The organism is Lysinibacillus sp. 38-6, assembly GCF_046245175.1.
In the GTDB taxonomy this organism is placed as follows: domain Bacteria; phylum Bacillota; class Bacilli; order Bacillales_A; family Planococcaceae; genus Lysinibacillus.
The window spans coordinates 3504662-3524318 of the sequence record NZ_CP176417.1 but is presented as its reverse complement, the minus strand read 5'-3'; the positions used below and the strand labels follow the sequence as shown (position 1 = coordinate 3524318).

The following is a 19657-nucleotide window of genomic DNA, read 5'->3' as shown; positions in this document are numbered from 1 at the left end:
ACACTAGGGGTTTTTGCCATTCAGCGTCTTATATTTCTTTACTATTTCATCGCACTTCGTCTTTCCAGCACTTTCATTTATAATAAGGCATACACAAGATTCGACTAACACCCATACCTTTAAGAAAGGGCGTATGCACTTTGCCAGAACCAACGATTTTAATTGTAGAAGATGAGGCTGATTTAGCTAATCTGCTTCAGGTTAGTCTTCATAAAGAAGGCTATAAACAAATCCAAACAGCTGACTCCATCGCAAAAGCTTGGACGAGCTTTCAACAAATACAGCCCGATATCGTGCTACTTGATGTCATGCTTCCAGACGGTGAAGGCTATGATTTATGCCGCCGCATTCGTGAAGTATCCCATATTCCAGTGCTTTTTTTGTCAGCTAAAAATGAAGAGATCGATAAAATTTTAGGTCTTGCTATTGGTGGGGATGATTATATTACAAAACCCTTTAGTCCTAAAGAAGTTGCTTATCGCGTTAAGGCACAACTGCGGCGAGCAGGTTATCAAATCCAGGAAACAGCGCCCACTACTACAGCACAGGCTATTCAGGTAGGACCCTTTGTACTGAATAACGATGAAACGGAAGTACATAAGGATGGTACTTTATTAGAGTTAACAGCTAAAGAAATTGGCTTAATGGCTTGCTTTATGCATAATCCCAATCGAATTTTAAGTAAGGAAACATTATTTGAACGTGTATGGGGCGAGGACTTTTTTGGCTCGGACAATACGGTTATGGTACACATTCGCCGTTTGCGAGAAAAAATTGAACAGGATCCATCTAAACCGCTATATCTTACAACAGTCAAAGGGCTTGGCTATAAATTGGTCGTGCCAAAAGAGCCGCAAATATGAAATGGCGATTAACGGCTCGTTTTCTACTATCTATTTTATCTATTGTTATCATTGTTATTTTCGTCAATACCGCCATTTTAATTGGGCTACTTACGTATCAGCAGCTAAACAAATTTGAAAGTGCTACTGCCGATACCGAAGAAATCTTTGTGCGTCATTTTCAGCAGTATATTGATATAGAGAATGGTCAACCTTCCGTAAGTAAAGAAGGGCTACAACAATTGCATCAAAGAAATGCTTGGATTCAATTGCTTGATGCGAATGGACAAGTGATTGATGCCTATTTCGCACCTCAAAAAGCACTTGCTCATTATACGCCCATCGATTTAATTCAAGTATATAAATATAAGGAATTCGATGTTGATACAACGGTTTATGTAGGTAGTAAAGATAACATTAGCTATTTAATTGGCATACAGGGTAGTGGCGTTTCAAGGTTAGTTGTTCATCTTTCAGGCGCATCTATACTACAACTTATCGGAAAATACGGCTTGCTCATTGTGATCGCTGACTTACTAGTTGCAACGCTAGTCGGATGGTTATTTGGTCGTACTTTGACCAAGCCTCTTTACGCCATGATAGAACGTATTCAGCATTTAAAAAATCACAAGCACCTGCCTATAAAAGTGCCAAAAGGTCTCTACCGACCTGTATTCGAAAATTTAAGTGAAGTGTCGAGTGAGTTGGCTGCTCATGAGCAAGAACGTAAGCGCCTAGAGATGCTGCGGGAGGAGTGGATTAGTAATGTCTCACACGATATGAAAACACCCCTTGCCTCCATTCGTGGTTACGCAGAGTTATTAAATGATGGCGGATTATCACCAAAAGAGCACAACGAATATGCACGAATTATTGAAAAACAGTCATTGCATATGCAGGACTTACTCGATGATTTAAATTTAACAATGCGCCTAAGACACCAGCAGCTTCCACTGTCTTTAACAGAGGTTAATATCGTCCAGTTTATGCGGGAAATTGTCATCGACACTTTAAATACACCTCCCTATGAACAAGCCAATATTGAATTTGACGCAACGGCAGAGTCCATTGTCCATTCGATTGATGAGCATTTCATGAGACGCGCTGTGATCAATTTTTTATATAATGCATTACTGCATAATCCCCCTGGCGTATGTGTTCGCGTGTTAGTAGATGCTAACACCATTACAATAGCTGATAATGGACATGGTATCAGTGCTGAAGACCTTACTCATATATTTGAGCGTTACTATCGCGGGACAAATACGGAGCAAAAGCAAGGGACTGGTCTTGGCACTGCTATTGCACGAGATATTATTGAAGCCCATGGTGGAACGGTGTCTATTACTTCTGAGGAACAAAAAGGGACAACTGTCACAATCCATTTGCATAAATAGATAAATAAAAATGGGGCAGTCCGATTACCTATGGACTGCCCTGCTTTTTTTATTTTATTTGTGCCTGTACTTTAGCTGGCATATCATCAAATTGTATTTCATCATAAGACGTCACTTCATTATCCTTTTTAACATAAAGCTTTAAATACGCATCTAGGCGTAAATTTTTTTGTGCAGAAAATTTCAAGGTCATTTCTTCGCCGTTTTCCTTAAATGCCGGTAGCTCGTACCAATATGTTTGAATAATTTGCCCGTCAGTGGCCTTATATTCCTCCACTTCCCCATCGGTCGTGATATGCACATAGAAAGTGTCTTTATTTAAACGGTTAAAATCTACTGTCATGAGGACACTTAGACCTGCCACAAACAAAATAAAAAGTGCTCCAATACTAATAAACATCTTTTTCATATTAATTCCCCTGTCTCACAATTTTATAAAACGCCCGTACAGTAAAGAGATAATATAAGCCGTAAATGACTGAATAGGCAATCATCCATACTAACACTGGCTTTGTTATATCCATATTAAACAATTGTGAAAATGCTAGAAGCGCGAAAGCACTGTGTACGATGCCAACAATCAGTGGTGCACTAAATATAACAGCAACCTGCCCTGCAACCGTTTTTAAGATTTGTCTACTATTTACACCGATTTTATTTAACACTGCATACTTCGCCTGATCTTCTTCTGCCTCTGTAAGCACTTTAAAGTAAATAATACTGCCTGTTGCCGCTAAAAATACTAGCCCTAAAAAGCTTCCAACAAACAATAATGAACCAACCGTACCTAGACTATCCTCATAGCTTTGAGGCACACTTGAAAACCACTCTTGCTGCTCCGTAGAAAGCTGTCCAAAAATTTCTTTCGACACACTTTGTTGCTTCAAATCATTGTCCATACCAACAACTTGCATCGTTATCCCTTCGGCATTTGTCGTATCAAAAACATGATCGTTGACGACAAGTACGGTGCCAGCTGGCATAAAGTTTAGCACACTATCTGTATACATTTTGTCGATATGAAACGATTCGCCACTTTGCAATTTAAAGTTTTCACCCGTAAAGTCATGGGAAAAACGTTCATCATAGTTAACGTCTAGTAGTACAGCTGAACCATCTGCAATATGAAGCTCTCGTTCCTGCCCCTGCAATGAGGCTAAATGATTGTAATCTGATTCTTTCAATAATGTATATTCAAAAAAAGCAAATTCATTATCAACACGTAAATTTTTTGCATGGATTGATTCATTGTACAACACGTTCTGTTGGTCAAATTCAACCGCTTCACCTTTCCACATAAATGTGTTTGGCAGCGCGTGGCGCACCGATGCTTCTGTATTGTAGTACATACCAAATACACCGCCACCTGCAGTTATCGTTGTTGCGCTTAAAATCGCGATAATTGACAATGATTTAGCGTTTGCCCGTATACGATATAGTAATTGCGAAACACCGATTAAATTCAAGCCTCTCCAAGACCAAGATGTCGCCTTTTTCAATGCTGTCAGTACGAAAACGCTCACACTATGGAACAGTAAATATGTCCCTGCAATTGTGACACCTATTACTAGCAGTGGTGTACCGAGAATCGAAAATACTTTCCAAATAGGACTTGTAAAAATATCAGAAGAGGCCGTGTAATAGCCAAATGCAATCAGTACTGTCCCTAGTATCGCTGCTAACAGTGATGCACGAGGAATTTTTTCGCCTTGCTTCTCTGCATGGAACAGATCAATTAGTTTAAATTGATAAATCACGCGGTAGCCTTGTAAAGAAGTAAATAGGAATAATACGAAAAAGATTCCCGCTGTTTGAAGCACTGCTTCAGGTGTGAATGTTAAATTTGCTACGACTTGATAGCCCATTAGGCGAACTAAAATGGTTAATAACACCTTTGACATAAAAAAGCCGATGATAATGCCTAAAACCAATGATACGAGCCCAATCACTAAATTCTCGAAAAAGAGCATTAGGCCGATTTTTTGTTGACGTACACCGAGTAGCGAATAGAGTGCCACTTCTTTTTTGCGTTTTTTCATAAAAAACGAATTGGAATACGCGATAAAAATCACAATGAAAAATAAAAGGACAATCGACGATGCACTCATTAATCCTTTGATTTGTTGCGACATCCCTGTGGAACTAGCAAGATCGTCACTGTATTTTAGCGTGACAAATGTAAAGTAAATGACAATGCTAAATACCATGGAGGCGATATATAAAAAATAATTGGATAAATTGCGCTGAATATTTTTACGCGCCAGGCTAAATAACGTCATTTACCCCACCCCCGATGCCTGCAAGCACCTGTAAAATCTCCTGGAAAAACTGCTTTCTCGTTTGGACGCCACGATGAATTTCCTTGGAAAGCTTGCCGTCCTGAATAAAGAGAATACGCTGGCAGAAGCTTGCTGCAAATGCATCATGTGTCACCATCATAATCGTTGCGGCATGAGATTGATTTAAATCGCTTAAGCTTTCCAGTAAATCAGTTGCTGATTTTGAATCGAGTGCACCTGTTGGCTCATCAGCAAAAATAAGTTTTGGTGCAGTTACTAACGCGCGGGATGATGCTGTTCTTTGCTTTTGACCACCTGAAATTTGGTAAGGGTATTTATCTAGCAGGTCACGAATGCCAAATAACTGTGCAATACGCTCTACTCTTGCTGCAATTTCCTTTTGTGGCACCTTTGCAATGGCAAGCGGTAGCACAATATTTTCGCGCACGGTTAAGGAATCGAGCAAATTATAATCTTGGAAGATAAATCCTAAATTATCACGACGGAAATCTGCTAATTGCGTATCTTTCATCTGTGCTAAATTTGTATTATTGATGACAATATCGCCCGTTGTTGGCGTATCAATTGTTGCTAAAACATTTAAAAGTGTCGATTTCCCTGCCCCGGAAGGCCCCATTACACCGACAAACTCACCTTGCTCTACCTCGAATGTTATATTTTCAAGCGCTGTAAAAGTATTCGCGCCTTTGCCGTATGTTTTTCCTACATTTTGTACTTTTAATAATGGCGTCATATACGCTCACCTCTTTCTGTTTACAGTATACGACCCCAAACTTACAGCAAAATTGTCGCAAGCTTACAACAACCTTAAATGACAAAAAAGCATGCACATAATGTGCATGCTTAGACTAGGCAAAAGGCAACAAGAAGTTTTACTCCATTCCTTTTGTCATTTTTATCCTTTTGGTGGTCATATAACGAGACATTTGTACGATTATATAGTTGATTGGAGCGGAGGGCGGGCGACTCCTGCGGGAACAGCACAGAACGTAAGACGCAACAAGCCGCGCGATAGCGAGGGTTGCGGCTTACGATGTGCCCGCGGAAAGCGCCCGTCCGTAGCGGAAATCAACGGCTTAATCCAATACTTCTTTAATATCTTCCTCAAAACTACTCGGTTTATCTGCAGAGCCGTAGCGCTTAATAATTTCTCCGTTGCGATCTACTAAAAACTTTGTAAAGTTCCACTTAACACTACTACCAAGGAAGCCTTTCGTATGGGACGTCAAGTAGTCAAAAACCGGGTGAGCGTCTTTGCCATTGACCTTCACCATTTCATGCATCGGGAACGTTACACCATACGTTAAACGACATTGTGATGCAGCTTCTTCGGCAGTGGCAACTTCTTGCTTAAACTGATTAGAAGGGAAGCCCAGCACAACAAGTCCCTCATCCTGATATTTTTTATATAGCTCTTCTAAGTCCTCAAACTGCGGTGTAAAACCACATTTTGTTGCTGTATTTACAATTAGCATTGCCTTCCCTTTATAACGTTCTAAGCTATATTCTGTCCCATCTTCTAAAGCTACTTGAATATCGTAAATACTCATTGTTAAGTCCCCCTTATTATAAACGTCCATTCATTCTAGCAACCTGCTGTAACGGATCCCACACACCATTAAAAGGAGGTGCATAGGCTAAATCTAAATCAAGTAAATCCGGTAATGTCATTTTATTGTATAAGGCTGTGGCAAAGACATCGATGCGTTTATCCACACCGGCAGGTCCAACAATTTGTGCACCTAATAGTTGCTGGTCTCTTTTGCGCACAACAATTTTAATAAACATTCGTTGGGCTCCTGGGTAATAACCTGCAATATGACGGGCAGACAATTTATATGCCTCATAGTCAAAACCGAGATCCTTTGCAGTCCGCTCATTAATACCTGTTGTGGCAATAGTTAAGTCAAAAAATTTCAATATAGAGGTGCCGACAATGCCTCGAAACGGTGCAAATTTCCCGGACATATTAAGCCCTGCTAAACGCCCTTGTTTATTGGCAGTCGTGCCAAGTGGTACATAATCTAATCGTTCTTTTACAATATGAAAATGCGTCGCACAATCTCCTGCCGCATAGATATTTTTCACCGATGTTTCTAAATGGCGGTTCACAATAATAGCCCCATTTTCCGCAAGTACAATATCTGTTCCATTTAAAAATTGCGTATTCGGTTTAATGCCTGCAGCGACAATGACTAAATCTGTATCTAACGTTCCTTTATCTGTCACGATACGCTCAACACGAGAAGTGCCCTCAAGTCCTTCTACATTTGTATTTAAGAGAAGCTCAATACCTTGCTTTTTAGCTTCATCATGAACATGCTTTGCTAGCTCTTCATCTAAAATATTGGCAACTTGATTGCCTCGCTGAATAAGTCGAACTTTCTTATGACACGCATGAATCGTTTCTGCCATTTCCAGCCCGATATAGCCTCCGCCAAGAATCGTTACATGCTCTATATTTGGCGTCAAATCGGCAAGTAAATCTTCCAACTCGGGTATTGTTTTCACTTTGTGAATACCTGCTAAATCAGCACCTTTTTGCACTGGAATAATCGGATCAGCACCAGTAGCGATAAGCAGTTTATCATAAGCAATTTGGAAAGGTTCGCCTGAAACTTGTGTTCCCGTTACTACCTGATTCTCCACATCGATATGTTCTACCTCATGTCCAACGCGCGCATCAATACCATATTTATCACGGAACGTTTCAACATCTCGCGCAATGAGACGCTTTGTTGATGAAATCCGCCCATCAACTACATACGGCAATCCACATTGTCCATATGAATAAATAAATCCCCGCTCTAAAGAAGTAATTTCTGCCCCAGGTACATTTCTGTAAATTTCCATAGCGGCTGACATCCCTGCCGCATCTCCCCCAATGATTACGAATTTCACCCTTCAAGCCCCCTTATCATGACACCTAGTTTTTTTCATAGATAGATGACGTCTGCCGTCACTTAAAGCCCATGAGGCACTAAAAAAACTTAGACACTTTTTTTATATAAACGAATTCATACCAATTTTTGATATGTATAATAAATTCTAATATTTGCCTCATACATCAATGTTAACAAAAAGCGAATTACTAATGCACGTTTCCACTACTACCTTTTTAAAATAAAATGACAAACTACAAATGAGCTATCTCCCAACAAAAAACAGGTAAAGAAAACGAATTGTTTTCCTTACCTGAAGTACTTATGCTTTTGCGATTTCTTCTTTGCAAAATGTTAAAATTTCTTCTAATTCATCATCTTCCAGTGCAAAGTCTAAGTACTCTCCCTCTGCCTTTTCCATAATGAAATAATTTAAAATAAATGGCGCACCATCTTTTTCACCGATTAAAACACGAATTTCAATACCCGCTTCATGGTATAGCTCGTCCTCTTCGTCAATATCCACATCTAAAATAAATTCAAAACGCTTACCTTCAATGATATTCGTCGGATCTAAAATTTCTTCCATTGAGAATTGTGTAATATCCATTTTTACTAGCTCCTTTATCTTTACCTATTCTTATCTATAATAAATCAATTTCAGCATGGGTCAACTAGAAAACCTGTATACACCTACAAGCAATTATGCCACAATAAAATAAAACTTTTAGTAGGAGGCTTTTTATGAAAGAGCTACTATATTATTATCAAGACGCTATGTTACGTGAATTTACAGCAACGATTGTACATACTGGTATAGAGACGGATGGACGCCACTATGTTGTGCTTTCTAACACGGCATTTTATCCAACAGGTGGTGGTCAACCACATGATACAGGAACATTAAATAATACGAATGTAATCGACGTTGAAAAAGTTGATGAGGAAATCCGACATTATATCGAGGGCGATGCTTCCGCTTTAAGTGGTGAAGTGCATGGTAAATTGAACTGGAAGCGCCGATTCGACCATATGCAGCAGCACGCTGGTCAGCACATATTAACTGCCGCATTTGTTGAACTTTTTGACGCGCCGACAGTAAGCTTTCACCTCGGCAGTGAACAAGTTACGATTGATATTGCCGTCGATTCATTATCAAATGAGCAGCTTGCGGCGGCTGAGGCTCGGGCAAATGCCATTATTTTAGAAAACCGCCCGATTGAGACAAAATGGATTACAGAACAAGAGCTAGGACACTATAATTTACGGAAAGAAGTAGCGGTCACAGGAGATATTCGTTTAGTTATTATTCCTGATTTTGACTACAATGGCTGTGGTGGTATACATCCAACATCTACAGGGCAAGTAAATGCCATTAAAATTCTAGGTACAGAAAAAATGAAGGGCAATGTGCGCGTGTCCTTTGTATGCGGTGGGCGAGTTTTAGCGGAGTTAGCGATGCGAAAAACCGTCTTAGCCGATGTTGCAAAACAATTAAGTGTGCCTGAAGTCGACGCAGCTACGGCACTTGCCAAGTTACTCGCTACGCAAAAAACGACCGAAAAGGCACTTGTAGCAGCAAAAGAAGAATTGCTGTCCTTTGAAGCGAAAGCATTGGCTTCAAGCGACCACCCTATTATAGCTACTTCCTTTCATGATCGCTCGATACAAGAGCTTCAAAAATTGGCTCGCTTTATCGTTGCTGAACGTCCTGATATCATTGCACTTCTTGTTTCAGAAAATGAAGATAAGCTACAGTTTGTCGCAGCTCGTGGCGCACAAGTAAAGGCAAGTATGAAAGAGCTTGCTGCTCAAGTTTTACCATTCATTAATGGTAAAGGTGGCGGTAGCGAGCAAATGGTGCAAGGCGGTGGCGAACGCATTATTGCTCGTGAACAACTGCTTGCTGCTATGCAAGAAGCGATAAATTAACAATATAACCGTAGAAATACAACGAGCCTCGCAAGCAATTATGCTTTGCGAGGCTCGTTTGTTGTTCGTTCATTTCATGGATGTTGCTTCAATCACAATAAATTAATCAATTAACTTCGATATTTTCAGGAAGCGCTCGATAACGACTGCCACCTCTGCACGAGTAATATTTTCTGCTGGAGCTATCATTTGATTGGCTCTTCCTGTTACTAAACCTGTTTTCACCGAAAGTGCAATATAGCGTTTGGCAGAGTCGGCAATTTTTTCGTTGTCGCTAAACGGAGCTAAAATTGAATTCATTTCTTCTTCTGTGATATCTGTATGGATATCTGTTAGTGACAATGCACGGGCTAAAATAGTCATCGCTTGCTGACGCGTAATTTTATCGTTTGGCCCAAAATTGCCATTACTATAGCCTTGAATTAAGTTAAATTGTGTTGCGGTCGCTAAATAGTTTGCGTACCAAGCGTTTTCGGCAACGTCGCTATATTTTTTCGTCCCTTCACTTGGCTTCAATCCTAAACCGCGTACCATTATTGCTACAAACTGTGAACGAGTAATATCTTTATTTGGTTCAAAGACACCTTTACTCGTCCCTTCAATTACGAAACGAGAGCCAAGATTATTAATGGCTGTCTTTGCCCAATGTGTTTGTACATCCTTAAATTCAACTGGATGCCACACAACAGCATACATACTATTCGTTAAACTGTTTATAACAGCAAAATATTTTCCTTCTTTTTGTATAACTTTAGTTGGGACGTGGTAAGTTGTACCATCTGGTGTTACAACAATCCCCGTTGTAATTTTGTCTACAGCCGTCCCATCTGGAAGGGCAATAGTCCGTTCTACATATGCATTGAATTGACTAATGTCGCCCGTCGTGTTGCCAAATGTATAACTAACTTTAAAATCCACCGGCTTCGTTACTAAAGAGAAATTTTGTTCATTTGCTGAATGCTCTACTACTTGTGCGGCTTCTGCCGTTACTTTAGCAATCTCTATATGAATTTTAATATCTTTTAAAGCCACCGTTTCCCCTAATTGTTGCGAGATTGCATCAATATTAATTTGTTGCGCAGGTAATTCATAAGAGGCATTCGGCGTTTGGACAACAATTGTTGCCTGCTTATGTTCCATATTTTTTACGAGTTCCCCATCTAACTCCCCGATAATAATATCTGCACTTGTATCCGTTATAGGAATGGTTACAACAGCATTATCACCTACCGTTGCAAGTTTTTCCTGAAGTTTCACTGAGTCCGCCAACAATGTAAGAACCTTTTGATTATGAACTGTCGTATTTACAACTTTACCAATAGACGCTTCTTCGCCATTAACAATAATAATCGCATCATCTTTTGGTACAGGATCTGGCGTCGGCGTTGGATTTGCTGTATTAGAGTTATCACTATTATTTCCTGTAGAAGGTGCTTCCTTTGATATCACTATCGTATATTGTTGAACCGAGCCATCTATAGCTGTCACCATCACAAGAATAGTGTTAAGACCTGTAGCAAGTTTTACCGGCTGTGTAGCTAATGTACCGTTAACAGTAACTGTTGAAGTGCTTTCTTCTACAATCGGCGTAATAATGACACTATTTACTACAGACGAAACGTTTGCTGTATAGGATGTAATATCTTTGTTAAAAGCAGGGCTTAATGTGCCACTTGATATCGTTAAATTTTTCAAATTGGCATGACTAGCATTTGATAAAGCTTTGACAATCATCGTGAACGTTTTCGTATCCGTTACACTGCCTTTTGTAATCGTAGCTGTTAATTTTACAGTTTGATTGCCTTGCAATGAAGATGGTCGAGTAACCGAGCCATTATTAGCAATAACATCCGGTTTACTTGATGACCAACTAATCGTTGTTTCATTTATACCTTCCGTCGGTAATGTAAGTTTTTGTGTAACGGATGCTGCTGAATCCCCTTCGCTATATATTACCGCCAAGGAGCTTTTATCGTTTTGAACTTTATTTGAAAGTACTTGGTAAAGTATTGTATTCATTTCAGATTGAAGCATTTCTACTTTATTAAACCCTTCTCTAGGTCGAACTTGCAGCAATTGTTTACATACTTCGTCTTGTTCTGCTGTTGTTAACAATTTGTAGTCACTATAGTTAAGTTGTGTATCTTCTTCAAACACCGTCCATAGCTCAAAAGAATCGACAGCACTATTGACATTTATTAAAAATGAGCGGTCTCCTAATGCATTTAAATAGGTTTGTCGAACTATAGAAATTGAATTATAGCCACCTTGTGGGCGATTTTCTATCATCCAATTGGCTAATTCGTTTTGATCAGCTTCTTTGAAATTCAAAAACATTTCATGTGCGCTAGCTGAATAATGTAATACAGTCCACTCACTAATCATAGCCGACTTCATGTCATCAATATTGTTAGCATTATTAAATAAACCGAAATCATATTTGGCTGCTGAGGCATCAGACAACGGTAATATACATAATGCTACAGCCAAAATAATTAAAAATATGCTAGATATCTTATTTTTTTTGTATCGAATATGACTCATCCTTTACGTATCAAAATATAAAACACTTAAAAGTTTGCTCGAATAGTAGTATAATCACCAGGCCTTAATTGTCCCCATTCAGAGCTTTCAAACATCGAAGACCCTGATTGAAATCTGTTATGTCTTTTCAAGCCGCCATTATTCGGTAAAAGTGCAGTTGTTGCAGTTGGTTCTCCTAGTAAATCTACTATTTGACCATTACGCTCTAACGCTATCGCTACAATCGCACTGCCAGTTGTAGCATGGTACTCAGAATTATAATATTGGGCATTTGTCATATCAAAAAAGTCATAAAATATTTCATTAATTGCGACGTAATAAGCCATATTTGAACTAAAGACCTCGACTCTTTCCACATCGCGAGTGCCTGTTAGTGGGTTGTACTGATGGATAACAATTTCATATCCAACAGGTGCTTCTACCTGATTAGGGTTAAATAATTGGATGACATCTCTACCATTCCCGCCTTGCACAAAATCGGATATAAATATCATTGGAGCATCTACAGTCACTGTAAAGCTCGTAGAAGCTTGTCCCCCATTGCCATCATCTGCAGTTACTGTAATCGTACTTGTCCCTACTTCTTTTGGTGTAAGAGACAGGTTTGTCCCTCCATTTGAAGTGGCAAAAGCAACCGCTCCATTACTTGAAGTAGCACTGAATGTTAAGATATCTTGATCTTCGTCGGTAAATACATCTTGTAGGTCCACATTCCAAGTAAGACCGTTTTGATTTCCTCGTTGATTTTTAATTGTATGTGCTACGTTTGGCGCGTGATTATCCGAAGTAGCTGTAACTGTTACTGTAAAGGTAGTTGAAATAGTACCGCCATTACCATCAGAAGCCGTTAAAGTAATGATAGCTGTACCAACTTCTTTCGGTGATACGCTCAAAGTTGTGCCATTCAAACTTACTGTCGCTATTCCTGCATTATCAGACACTGCACTAAATGTTAAAACATCGTTATCTGCATCTGTAAATACGTTACTAATATCGAATGTGCTATCAGCGCTATTCACAACTAATGTTTGATTTGTAAGAGCTTGCGCTACTTCTGGTGAGGTATTGCTATAAAGTAAACCTTCCACTTCAAAGCTACTCATGGCTCTTCCTAATTTCCCATCATCTGCAGTTACTTTTATTCTCGTATTTCCAGGTGCTAACCCTTCGATTGTCAGCTGATGGCCATTTACTTTCGTAGTCACAATGCCTACAGGCGCCGAGACTACCGAATAAGTTAATGTATCACCATCTGCATCATAGAATAACTTACTTAAGTCAATCACCTTCGTTTGACCAAGAGCTATTGTTTGTTTTGGAATTCTCTCAGACGCAACGACAACAGGTGGTTTATTGTTAGAAGCCGCGTATGCGCTTTGTCCCGGTGTAGTGAAACTAAAAATAGTTGAAAAGAGCAACAACAAACAAACGCATACTGCCAATTTTCTCTTGTTTATTTTGTAGTGCAAAACTGTACCTCCTGCAATTATTTAAAAATTTTTAAGTAGTATGTAAACCCCAAATCCCCTTTAAGCATCTAAATACCCGGACTGATTATAGCAATTGAAAACTCTCAAAATTCTCTCAAACCGAGTGCCAGTCACCCAAACAATTCTGAATCTTTAATACAATTTGATTCAAACGGCATAGAAAAAAGTGTTAGATTGATGGCAATCAATCTAACACTTTGCTCTTTTTACAATTTGAATTTTTGGATGGCTCCTTGTAGGCGATTGGCCATTTCCGACATTTTCACAGTTTGATCGTTCATTGTCTCTACCGTGTTCATTTGCTCCGATGTTGCCTGTTTCACTTCAGATACATAATCACTTGCAGCATGTGCTGTTGCCGCCATTTCTTCCATTGAGGCTGATACTTCTTCTGTATTGGCTGACATTTGCTCTGCTGAAGCATTCATTTCCTCAATTTGACCTGCAATTTTACCAACAGCCTGAACGATTTCTTCAAAGCGCTCCCCTACTGTCTCTATAGCAACTAAACCTCGGGCTACATTTTCTTCGCCACTTTCTGCTGCTTTCACGACCTCTAATGTGTGCGCCTGTACTCGATCAATTAATACATTAATCTGGGCAGCCGAGCCCGCAGTTTGCTCTGAAAGCTTTCTTACTTCCTCTGCTACTACCGCAAAGCCTTTGCCAGCATCTCCTGCACGTGCAGCTTCAATCGATGCATTCAGCGCCAGTAAGTTTGTTTGATCCGAAATATCCGTAATCATTTTTGAAATAAGCTCGATTTCTTTTGACTCTTGTTCTAGCCTACGAATAATATCTAGCTCTACAGCCGTTCCACGCTGAATGTCATCCATACGGTCAATAGATTGTTTCACCGCTCCATTACTTTCACTTATTTTCTCGGAAATAAAATCGGTATTCGTTGCGATTGTGGAAGCTACCTCTGCTATATTTTGAATACCTAGTGCCATTTGCTCCATAGCCGACGCACTTTCTTCAGCCATCGCTGTTTGACTTTGTGCTCCACGCTCTACCTCACCTATAGCACCTGCAATTTGCTCGGAATGTTTTGTTACAGCAAGTACATCCCCCATTAAGTCACAAGAAGCTTCATTGACCATTGTCGCTTCATGACCAACACGTGAGATCATATCTCTCATATTATCTGCCATTTTATCTAATGCTCGCGCCATTGTTCCCATTTCATCAATACGCTTCAAATATTTGTCCGGAATTTCTTGTGTAAAATCACCTTCAGATAAGCCTTCACTTATACGAAGCACATGACGCAATGGTCTACTTACAGAACGTGAAATCGCAAAAGAAATCAACAATCCTAAAATAGAAACGATAATCGTCATCATAATGAAATTCGTCTTTAATTGTGAGAGCCCTGCCAGCATTTCGTCCTCTAATGCGACCACGCCCATTTTCCACCCATTATTTAATGTGTGATAACCCATCAAATTCGTACCATTATCCTTCGTATCAAAAGAAAAGTAACCGCTTGAATTTGAAATCATCTCTTGCGCAGCTAAAGATTCTCCCGTTATTTCGCCTGATTCATCAGCGGCAGTAATTGCATTGGCTTGCTCTTTTACAAGCGCATGATCTTTATGACCAATTACAGTACCTTTAGCATCTAGCATTAGAGCATAACCATTTTCCCCCACTCTAATATCTTCTACAATGTTAGATAAATAGTAGCCATCTATACGCGCTAAAAGTAATGCTTTTTCACCTGTTACAGTATCAATCGGTGCAACAATTAAAATAACTGGTTCATTCGTTACACGACTAATTGTAATTTCCGACATGACCGTTTTGCCAGAAAATCCTTCCTTTACATAGGCACGATCACTTAAATCTGCCGTTGTATCATCTAAATAATGGGCCATTCCATCGGATGTAATAATGCCAAATCCTAAATAGTTTTTTGTATCCTTAAATCGTTTCGTTAAGTATGTTTTTTGCTCTTCAAAGTCCATACTGCGGATAGCTGCTTGCTCCGCAATGGCCTCCACTTCCACTAATGCTAGTTGGAAATGCTCTTCTATGTATTTCGATACATCTTCTGCCCTCGATATTAAATTCGATTGCACCTGATCCTCAACTGCTTTTGTACTATTCCACCATGTTGAAAAACCGAGCGTCCCACATGTCACAAATACTAAAGCGATAATTGCTACAACTAATTTACCACCGATTCCTTTAATCCACATAATCTCTTTACTCATTTCTCCAATTCGTAGTTTATTTTTTTGTGATTTTTTGCCCATCTTCAGAGTAAGGTCACTAAAACTAGAAGTCAATAAAACTTTTCCAATAAGGATAAAAAATGTTTAAAATTGTATTTTTCATTATAGTCATAGTGTTTATAGTCCAATACATTTTATCCATACACTATCTAAACTGTTATTTTATAGTCTGTATATTTGGATGAAATTAAAAATTTTCCCATGGTAATTTGATTATAATTTGCTTTTTTTGCTGATTATAAAAGATAGAACACAATCTACATTTATTTTTGAGGGGAGGATTTTTATGAGTACAGATAATAATGTCTCACGTCGTGATTTTTTAAAAACAACTGGTATTGCAGCCGGGACTTTAGTCGGTGGTGGATTAATAGGTGGTCTTGTTGGCTATAACATGAACGGCAAAGGGACTTCAACTTTAGAGCATGGTGGAACAACAAATGAAGCAGCAGGTTCTCCTAAAGCTAAAATGTTTTTCATGAACGATCGCGATTTTAAAATTTTATCGAATGCAACGGATCGTATTTTCCCTGAAGATGATTTAGGTCCAGGTGCCATTAATTTAGATGTTCCTTACTTTATTGATCATCAGTTAGCTGGACAATACGGTAGTAATTCCAAGGAGTATATGCATGGTCCTTTTGCTGAAGGTGCCCCAACACAAGGCTATCAAAGCCGCTTAACACGAGCAGAAATATTCAAGCAAGGCATTGAAAAAATGGAGACGGAAGCTCAAGCTCGCTTTAAAAAAAGCTTTAACGATTTAGAGGGTAAGCAAATGGATGAAATATTAACCGCTTTCCAAAAAGGTGACATTCAAATGAGCGGTGTAACGTCGGCATTCTTCTTCACTTTATTACGTGCTGCTACTTTAGAGGGAGCGTATTCCGATCCTCTATATGGCGGAAACCGCAATATGGAAGGTTGGCGTATGAAAGGTTTCCCTGGTCATCAAATGGCGTATATCACCATGATTGAAGATCCTAAGTTCCAAAAAATTGAACCAAATCCATTAGGCAATCACTAATTTAAGGGGGGTTTTATAAATGGCAACAACATTACCAAGTGTAGACGTTGTAACAGTAGGTGTCGGCTGGACAGGCGGTATTATCGCTGCTGAGTGCGCGAAAGCCGGATTAAAGGTCGTTGGTTTAGAACGTGGAAAGAAGCGTGGCACTGAGGATTATTTAAATATCCATGACGAATACCGCTATGCTATTCGCTATGATTTAATGCAAAATCTTTCAAAGGAAACTGTTACTTTCCGTAATAATCGAAAAATGCCAGCTTTGCCAATGCGTCAGCTCGGTTCCTTTTTATTAGGTGAGGGACTTGGTGGCTCTGGTACACACTGGAATGGTATGACATACCGCTTTTTGCCGTATGATTTCCAAATTAAAACAATGACAGACGAACGTTATGGGGCAAATAAATTAGGACCAGACTATTTAATTCAGGATTGGGCTTTAACTTACGATCAACTAGAACCTTATTTTGATAAATTCGAAAAAACAACGGGTATTTCAGGCGATGATAAAAATCCGTTTGCGGGTAAACGCTCAAGTGCTTATCCAACGCCCCCTATGAAAATGACACCTATGCTTCAACAATTTGAGAAAGCAACAAAAAATCTAAAATTGTCACCTTATATGGTGCCTTCTGCTAACTTATCAGAAGTCTATAAAAATCCTGACGGTGAAACAATTAATGCATGTCAATATTGTGGCTTCTGTGAGCGTTTCGGCTGTGAGTATGGGGCAAAATCTTCTGCAGAAGTGACCGTTGTGCCTACTGCTTTAAAAACAGGTAATTTTGATTTGCGTTATCACTCTAACGTAGTGGAAATTTTAAAACAAGGCAATAAAGCAACTGGTGTAAGATATATCGACACCATTTCAGGAGAGGAATATATTCAACCTGCAAATATTGTCGTATTAACAAGCTATGTCTTTAACAATGCGAAATTGCTCATGGTATCGAACATTGGTCAAATGTACGATCCAACAACTGGTAAGGGAACATTAGGACGAAATTATTGTTATCAAATTTTACCTGGAGCAACAGGATTCTTTGATGAACAATACAACACCTTTATGGGTGCAGGGTCTCTTGGTATGAGTATTGACGATTACAATGGAGATAACTTTGACCATAGTGAATTAGATTTTATTCATGGGGGCAATATCGCCCTTACTCAAACAGGTGCACGCCCGATTGGTTCAAACCCCACACCTCCGGATACACCTACATGGGGACCAGAATTTAAAAAGCAATCTATACATTACTATACACGTTCATTCGGTGTGGGTGCACAGGGGGCATCTATGCCACATAAGGAAAATTTCCTGTCTCTTGATTCTAATTACAAAGATGCTTTTGGTTTGCCGCTTTTACAGCTAACATACAACTTTACTGATCAAGATCGTGCACTCCACAAATTCGTTTCGGCTCGTGCTGCAGACATTATGAAAGAAATGGGTGCCAAAACAGTTGTACCTAATGCGGAAATTACAGATTACAATATCGTGCCTTATCAAACGACACACAATACTGGTGGTACGGTGATGAGCTCAACACCTGATAAAGGTGTCGTAAACAACTATCTACAACATTGGGATATGGAGAACCTGTTTGCAATAAGTTCTGGAAGCTTTGCTCATAATAGTGGTTATAATCCAACGGGTACCCTTGGCGCATTAGCTTATCGCTGTGCAGAAGGTATTGTGAAATATAGCAAATCAGGTGGTTCTTTAGTGTAAGTTATCTTGAATGCACAACAATTATATTTATAGGAGGTTGAAGCGATGGGCGGTCTTGGAGCAATTGGCGTTCCCGGTTTAATTATTATTTTAGTTATTGTACTAATCGTTTTCGGACCAAAAAAATTACCAGAAATCGGTGGCGCGGTTGGTAAAACATTTGCAGAGTTCAAAAAGTCCACTAAAGGATTAATGGATGATGATGACGAACCTGCGAAAAAAATAGAAAAAAAATCTGACGCTTCGTAGGAGGTTTCCTATGGATCCTTATGAAGAAAAAAATTATTTAAGTCCACTTGATAAAAATGAACAAGAGCCTCCACCGTTACGGGAGGCTCTTGTTGAAATTGCAAACGATGCAGTTGAACAGTCAACACTTGAGGATAAACCCCTTTTCCCTTTAGATTCAATAGTCGAGCATGTTGCCGAACTACGAAAGCAAATCATTAAGGGGCTTGCCGTCTTTCTATTATTTTTTATTGTTGCTTTTTCGACCATTAATATTTGGTTTCCTTATGTCACTCGTGGGCATTCCCTTATTATTTTAGGGCCATTAGAGGTCGTTAAATTTTATATGACGATTTCCACCACTTTGGCATTTGGTCTATCTATGCCTTTTCTCGTTCATTTTCTTTGGAGCTTTGTGAAGCCTGGCTTAAAAGAAGAGGAAAGTCGTTTCCTAGGTCTCTATGCACCTGTTATGTTCGTGCTATTTTTATTAGGTATAGCGTTCGGCTATTTTGTGGTCAATCCACTTAGCTATTCATTTTTAGTCAGCTTAGGCGCGGCTAATTTTGATGTCATGGTTTCCGCCAGTGAATATATGCATTTTTTAATTATGACAACGGTGCCACTTGGATTATTGTTTGAGCTGCCGATCGTAGCGCTCTTTTTATCGTCCATCGGTGTACTAACGGCTGAATCGATGAAAAAAATACGAGGCTGGTCCTATATTCTAATGGGCGTTGGCTCAGCAGTCATTACCCCACCTGATTTTATTAGCCAATTACTCGTATTAATACCGATGATTATTTTATATGAAATCAGTATTCACCTTGTTAAGCGTATGGAACGTAAACAACTAGAAAGCACAGCATAAAGGAGTGTTTAGAGAGTGGCAAGTTGATTTCCGCTGCGAGCGGGCGCTTTCCGCGGGCACACCGTAAGCCGCAACCCTCGCTATCGCGCGGATTGTTGCGTCTTACGTGCTGTGCGTTCCCGCAGGAGTCGCCCGCCCTTCGCTCCAATCAATCAGTCTAATTGTTTAAGAA

At 39.4% G+C, this 19657-nt stretch carries 16 protein-coding genes; 7 read left to right on the top strand and 9 right to left on the bottom strand.

The features are described 5' to 3' along the window. The first annotated feature begins 140 nt into the window (after nucleotides 1-140). Complete coding sequence (locus tag ACKVEV_RS17980) at nucleotides 141-863, top strand: response regulator transcription factor (protein ID WP_409367605.1); 723 nt, start codon at nucleotides 141-143, stop codon at nucleotides 861-863. After that, nucleotides 860-2239, top strand: a complete 1380-nt coding sequence (locus ACKVEV_RS17975; RefSeq protein ID WP_409367604.1) for a sensor histidine kinase — start codon at nucleotides 860-862, stop codon at nucleotides 2237-2239. The genes ACKVEV_RS17980 and ACKVEV_RS17975 overlap by 4 nt, the downstream gene beginning before the upstream one ends. 49 nt (nucleotides 2240-2288) lie before the next feature. Here ACKVEV_RS17975 and ACKVEV_RS17970 read toward each other — a convergent pair whose 3' ends face one another. The 6 genes from ACKVEV_RS17970 to ACKVEV_RS17945 all read right to left on the bottom strand — a co-directional run bounded on the left by ACKVEV_RS17970 (nucleotide 2289) and on the right by ACKVEV_RS17945 (nucleotide 8031). Continuing rightward, nucleotides 2289-2648, bottom strand: a complete 360-nt coding sequence (locus tag ACKVEV_RS17970) for a YxeA family protein (protein ID WP_409367603.1) — start codon at nucleotides 2646-2648, stop codon at nucleotides 2289-2291. A 1-nt stretch (nucleotide 2649) separates the two neighbouring features. Beyond that, nucleotides 2650-4518, bottom strand: a complete 1869-nt coding sequence (locus tag ACKVEV_RS17965; protein ID WP_409367602.1) for an FtsX-like permease family protein — start codon at nucleotides 4516-4518, stop codon at nucleotides 2650-2652. Continuing rightward, nucleotides 4505-5272 (bottom strand): ABC transporter ATP-binding protein, encoded by a 768-nt coding sequence (locus ACKVEV_RS17960; RefSeq protein WP_409367601.1) that lies wholly within the window; start codon nucleotides 5270-5272, stop codon nucleotides 4505-4507. The genes ACKVEV_RS17965 and ACKVEV_RS17960 overlap by 14 nt, the downstream gene beginning before the upstream one ends. 343 nt (nucleotides 5273-5615) lie before the next feature. Beyond that, nucleotides 5616-6089: a glutathione peroxidase gene (locus ACKVEV_RS17955; RefSeq protein WP_409367600.1), complete on the bottom strand. Its 474-nt coding sequence runs from the start codon at nucleotides 6087-6089 to the stop codon at nucleotides 5616-5618. Nucleotides 6090-6105: 16 nt separating this feature from the next. Next, nucleotides 6106-7440, bottom strand: coding sequence for an FAD-dependent oxidoreductase (locus ACKVEV_RS17950; RefSeq protein WP_409367599.1), 1335 nt, complete (start codon nucleotides 7438-7440; stop codon nucleotides 6106-6108). A 303-nt stretch (nucleotides 7441-7743) separates the two neighbouring features. Beyond that, the gene (locus ACKVEV_RS17945; RefSeq protein WP_409367598.1) at nucleotides 7744-8031 is read right to left on the bottom strand and encodes a DUF6509 family protein; all 288 of its coding nucleotides are present in this window, start codon (nucleotides 8029-8031) and stop codon (nucleotides 7744-7746) included. A gap of 134 nt (nucleotides 8032-8165) precedes the next feature. Between ACKVEV_RS17945 and ACKVEV_RS17940 the strand changes: the two genes are divergently transcribed. Then, entirely contained in the window at nucleotides 8166-9353 is a 1188-nt protein-coding gene (locus ACKVEV_RS17940) for an alanyl-tRNA editing protein (RefSeq protein ID WP_409367597.1), read from the top strand. A gap of 102 nt (nucleotides 9354-9455) precedes the next feature. Here the strand turns inward: ACKVEV_RS17940 and ACKVEV_RS17935 are convergent, their stop codons facing one another. From ACKVEV_RS17935 to ACKVEV_RS17925, 3 genes are all read right to left on the bottom strand, one after another. Continuing rightward, nucleotides 9456-11897 carry an S-layer homology domain-containing protein gene (locus tag ACKVEV_RS17935; protein ID WP_409367596.1) on the bottom strand — a complete coding sequence of 814 codons (2442 nt, stop codon included), beginning with the start codon at nucleotides 11895-11897 and terminating at the stop codon, nucleotides 9456-9458. Between the two features lie 26 nt (nucleotides 11898-11923). After that, nucleotides 11924-13366 (bottom strand): Ig-like domain-containing protein, encoded by a 1443-nt coding sequence (locus ACKVEV_RS17930; RefSeq protein ID WP_409367595.1) that lies wholly within the window; start codon nucleotides 13364-13366, stop codon nucleotides 11924-11926. A gap of 227 nt (nucleotides 13367-13593) precedes the next feature. After that, a complete protein-coding gene (locus ACKVEV_RS17925) occupies nucleotides 13594-15606 on the bottom strand; it encodes a methyl-accepting chemotaxis protein (RefSeq protein WP_409367594.1) in 2013 nt (670 codons plus the stop codon). Between the two features lie 307 nt (nucleotides 15607-15913). Between ACKVEV_RS17925 and ACKVEV_RS17920 the strand changes: the two genes are divergently transcribed. The 4 genes from ACKVEV_RS17920 to tatC are packed head-to-tail and all read left to right on the top strand — an operon-like array spanning nucleotide 15914 to nucleotide 19485. Continuing rightward, nucleotides 15914-16654: a gluconate 2-dehydrogenase subunit 3 family protein gene (locus tag ACKVEV_RS17920; RefSeq protein WP_409367593.1), complete on the top strand. Its 741-nt coding sequence runs from the start codon at nucleotides 15914-15916 to the stop codon at nucleotides 16652-16654. 19 nt (nucleotides 16655-16673) lie between these two features. Beyond that, nucleotides 16674-18386: a GMC family oxidoreductase gene (locus ACKVEV_RS17915; RefSeq protein WP_409367592.1), complete on the top strand. Its 1713-nt coding sequence runs from the start codon at nucleotides 16674-16676 to the stop codon at nucleotides 18384-18386. Nucleotides 18387-18431: 45 nt separating this feature from the next. Beyond that, complete coding sequence (gene tatA, locus ACKVEV_RS17910; RefSeq protein ID WP_409367591.1) at nucleotides 18432-18635, top strand: twin-arginine translocase TatA/TatE family subunit; 204 nt, start codon at nucleotides 18432-18434, stop codon at nucleotides 18633-18635. 10 nt (nucleotides 18636-18645) lie between these two features. Then, the gene (gene tatC / locus ACKVEV_RS17905; RefSeq protein WP_409367590.1) at nucleotides 18646-19485 is read left to right on the top strand and encodes a twin-arginine translocase subunit TatC; all 840 of its coding nucleotides are present in this window, start codon (nucleotides 18646-18648) and stop codon (nucleotides 19483-19485) included. Nucleotides 19486-19657 lie beyond the last annotated feature (172 nt).

Bases quoted from the DNA above. Each gene is read 5' to 3' on its own strand.
- ACKVEV_RS17975 (WP_409367604.1), top strand. From the start codon at position 860: ATGAAATGGCGATTAACGGCTCGTTTTCTACTATCTATTTTATCTATT.
- ACKVEV_RS17970 (WP_409367603.1), bottom strand. From the start codon at position 2,648: ATGAAAAAGATGTTTATTAGTATTGGAGCACTTTTTATTTTGTTTGTG.
- ACKVEV_RS17965 (WP_409367602.1), bottom strand. From the start codon at position 4,518: ATGACGTTATTTAGCCTGGCGCGTAAAAATATTCAGCGCAATTTATCC.
- ACKVEV_RS17960 (WP_409367601.1), bottom strand. From the start codon at position 5,272: ATGACGCCATTATTAAAAGTACAAAATGTAGGAAAAACATACGGCAAA.
- ACKVEV_RS17955 (WP_409367600.1), bottom strand. From the start codon at position 6,089: ATGAGTATTTACGATATTCAAGTAGCTTTAGAAGATGGGACAGAATAT.
- ACKVEV_RS17945 (WP_409367598.1), bottom strand. From the start codon at position 8,031: ATGGATATTACACAATTCTCAATGGAAGAAATTTTAGATCCGACGAAT.
- ACKVEV_RS17940 (WP_409367597.1), top strand. From the start codon at position 8,166: ATGAAAGAGCTACTATATTATTATCAAGACGCTATGTTACGTGAATTT.
- ACKVEV_RS17935 (WP_409367596.1), bottom strand. From the start codon at position 11,897: ATGAGTCATATTCGATACAAAAAAAATAAGATATCTAGCATATTTTTA.
- ACKVEV_RS17925 (WP_409367594.1), bottom strand. From the start codon at position 15,606: ATGAGTAAAGAGATTATGTGGATTAAAGGAATCGGTGGTAAATTAGTT.
- ACKVEV_RS17920 (WP_409367593.1), top strand. From the start codon at position 15,914: ATGAGTACAGATAATAATGTCTCACGTCGTGATTTTTTAAAAACAACT.
- ACKVEV_RS17915 (WP_409367592.1), top strand. From the start codon at position 16,674: ATGGCAACAACATTACCAAGTGTAGACGTTGTAACAGTAGGTGTCGGC.
- tatA (WP_409367591.1), top strand. From the start codon at position 18,432: ATGGGCGGTCTTGGAGCAATTGGCGTTCCCGGTTTAATTATTATTTTA.
- tatC (WP_409367590.1), top strand. From the start codon at position 18,646: ATGGATCCTTATGAAGAAAAAAATTATTTAAGTCCACTTGATAAAAAT.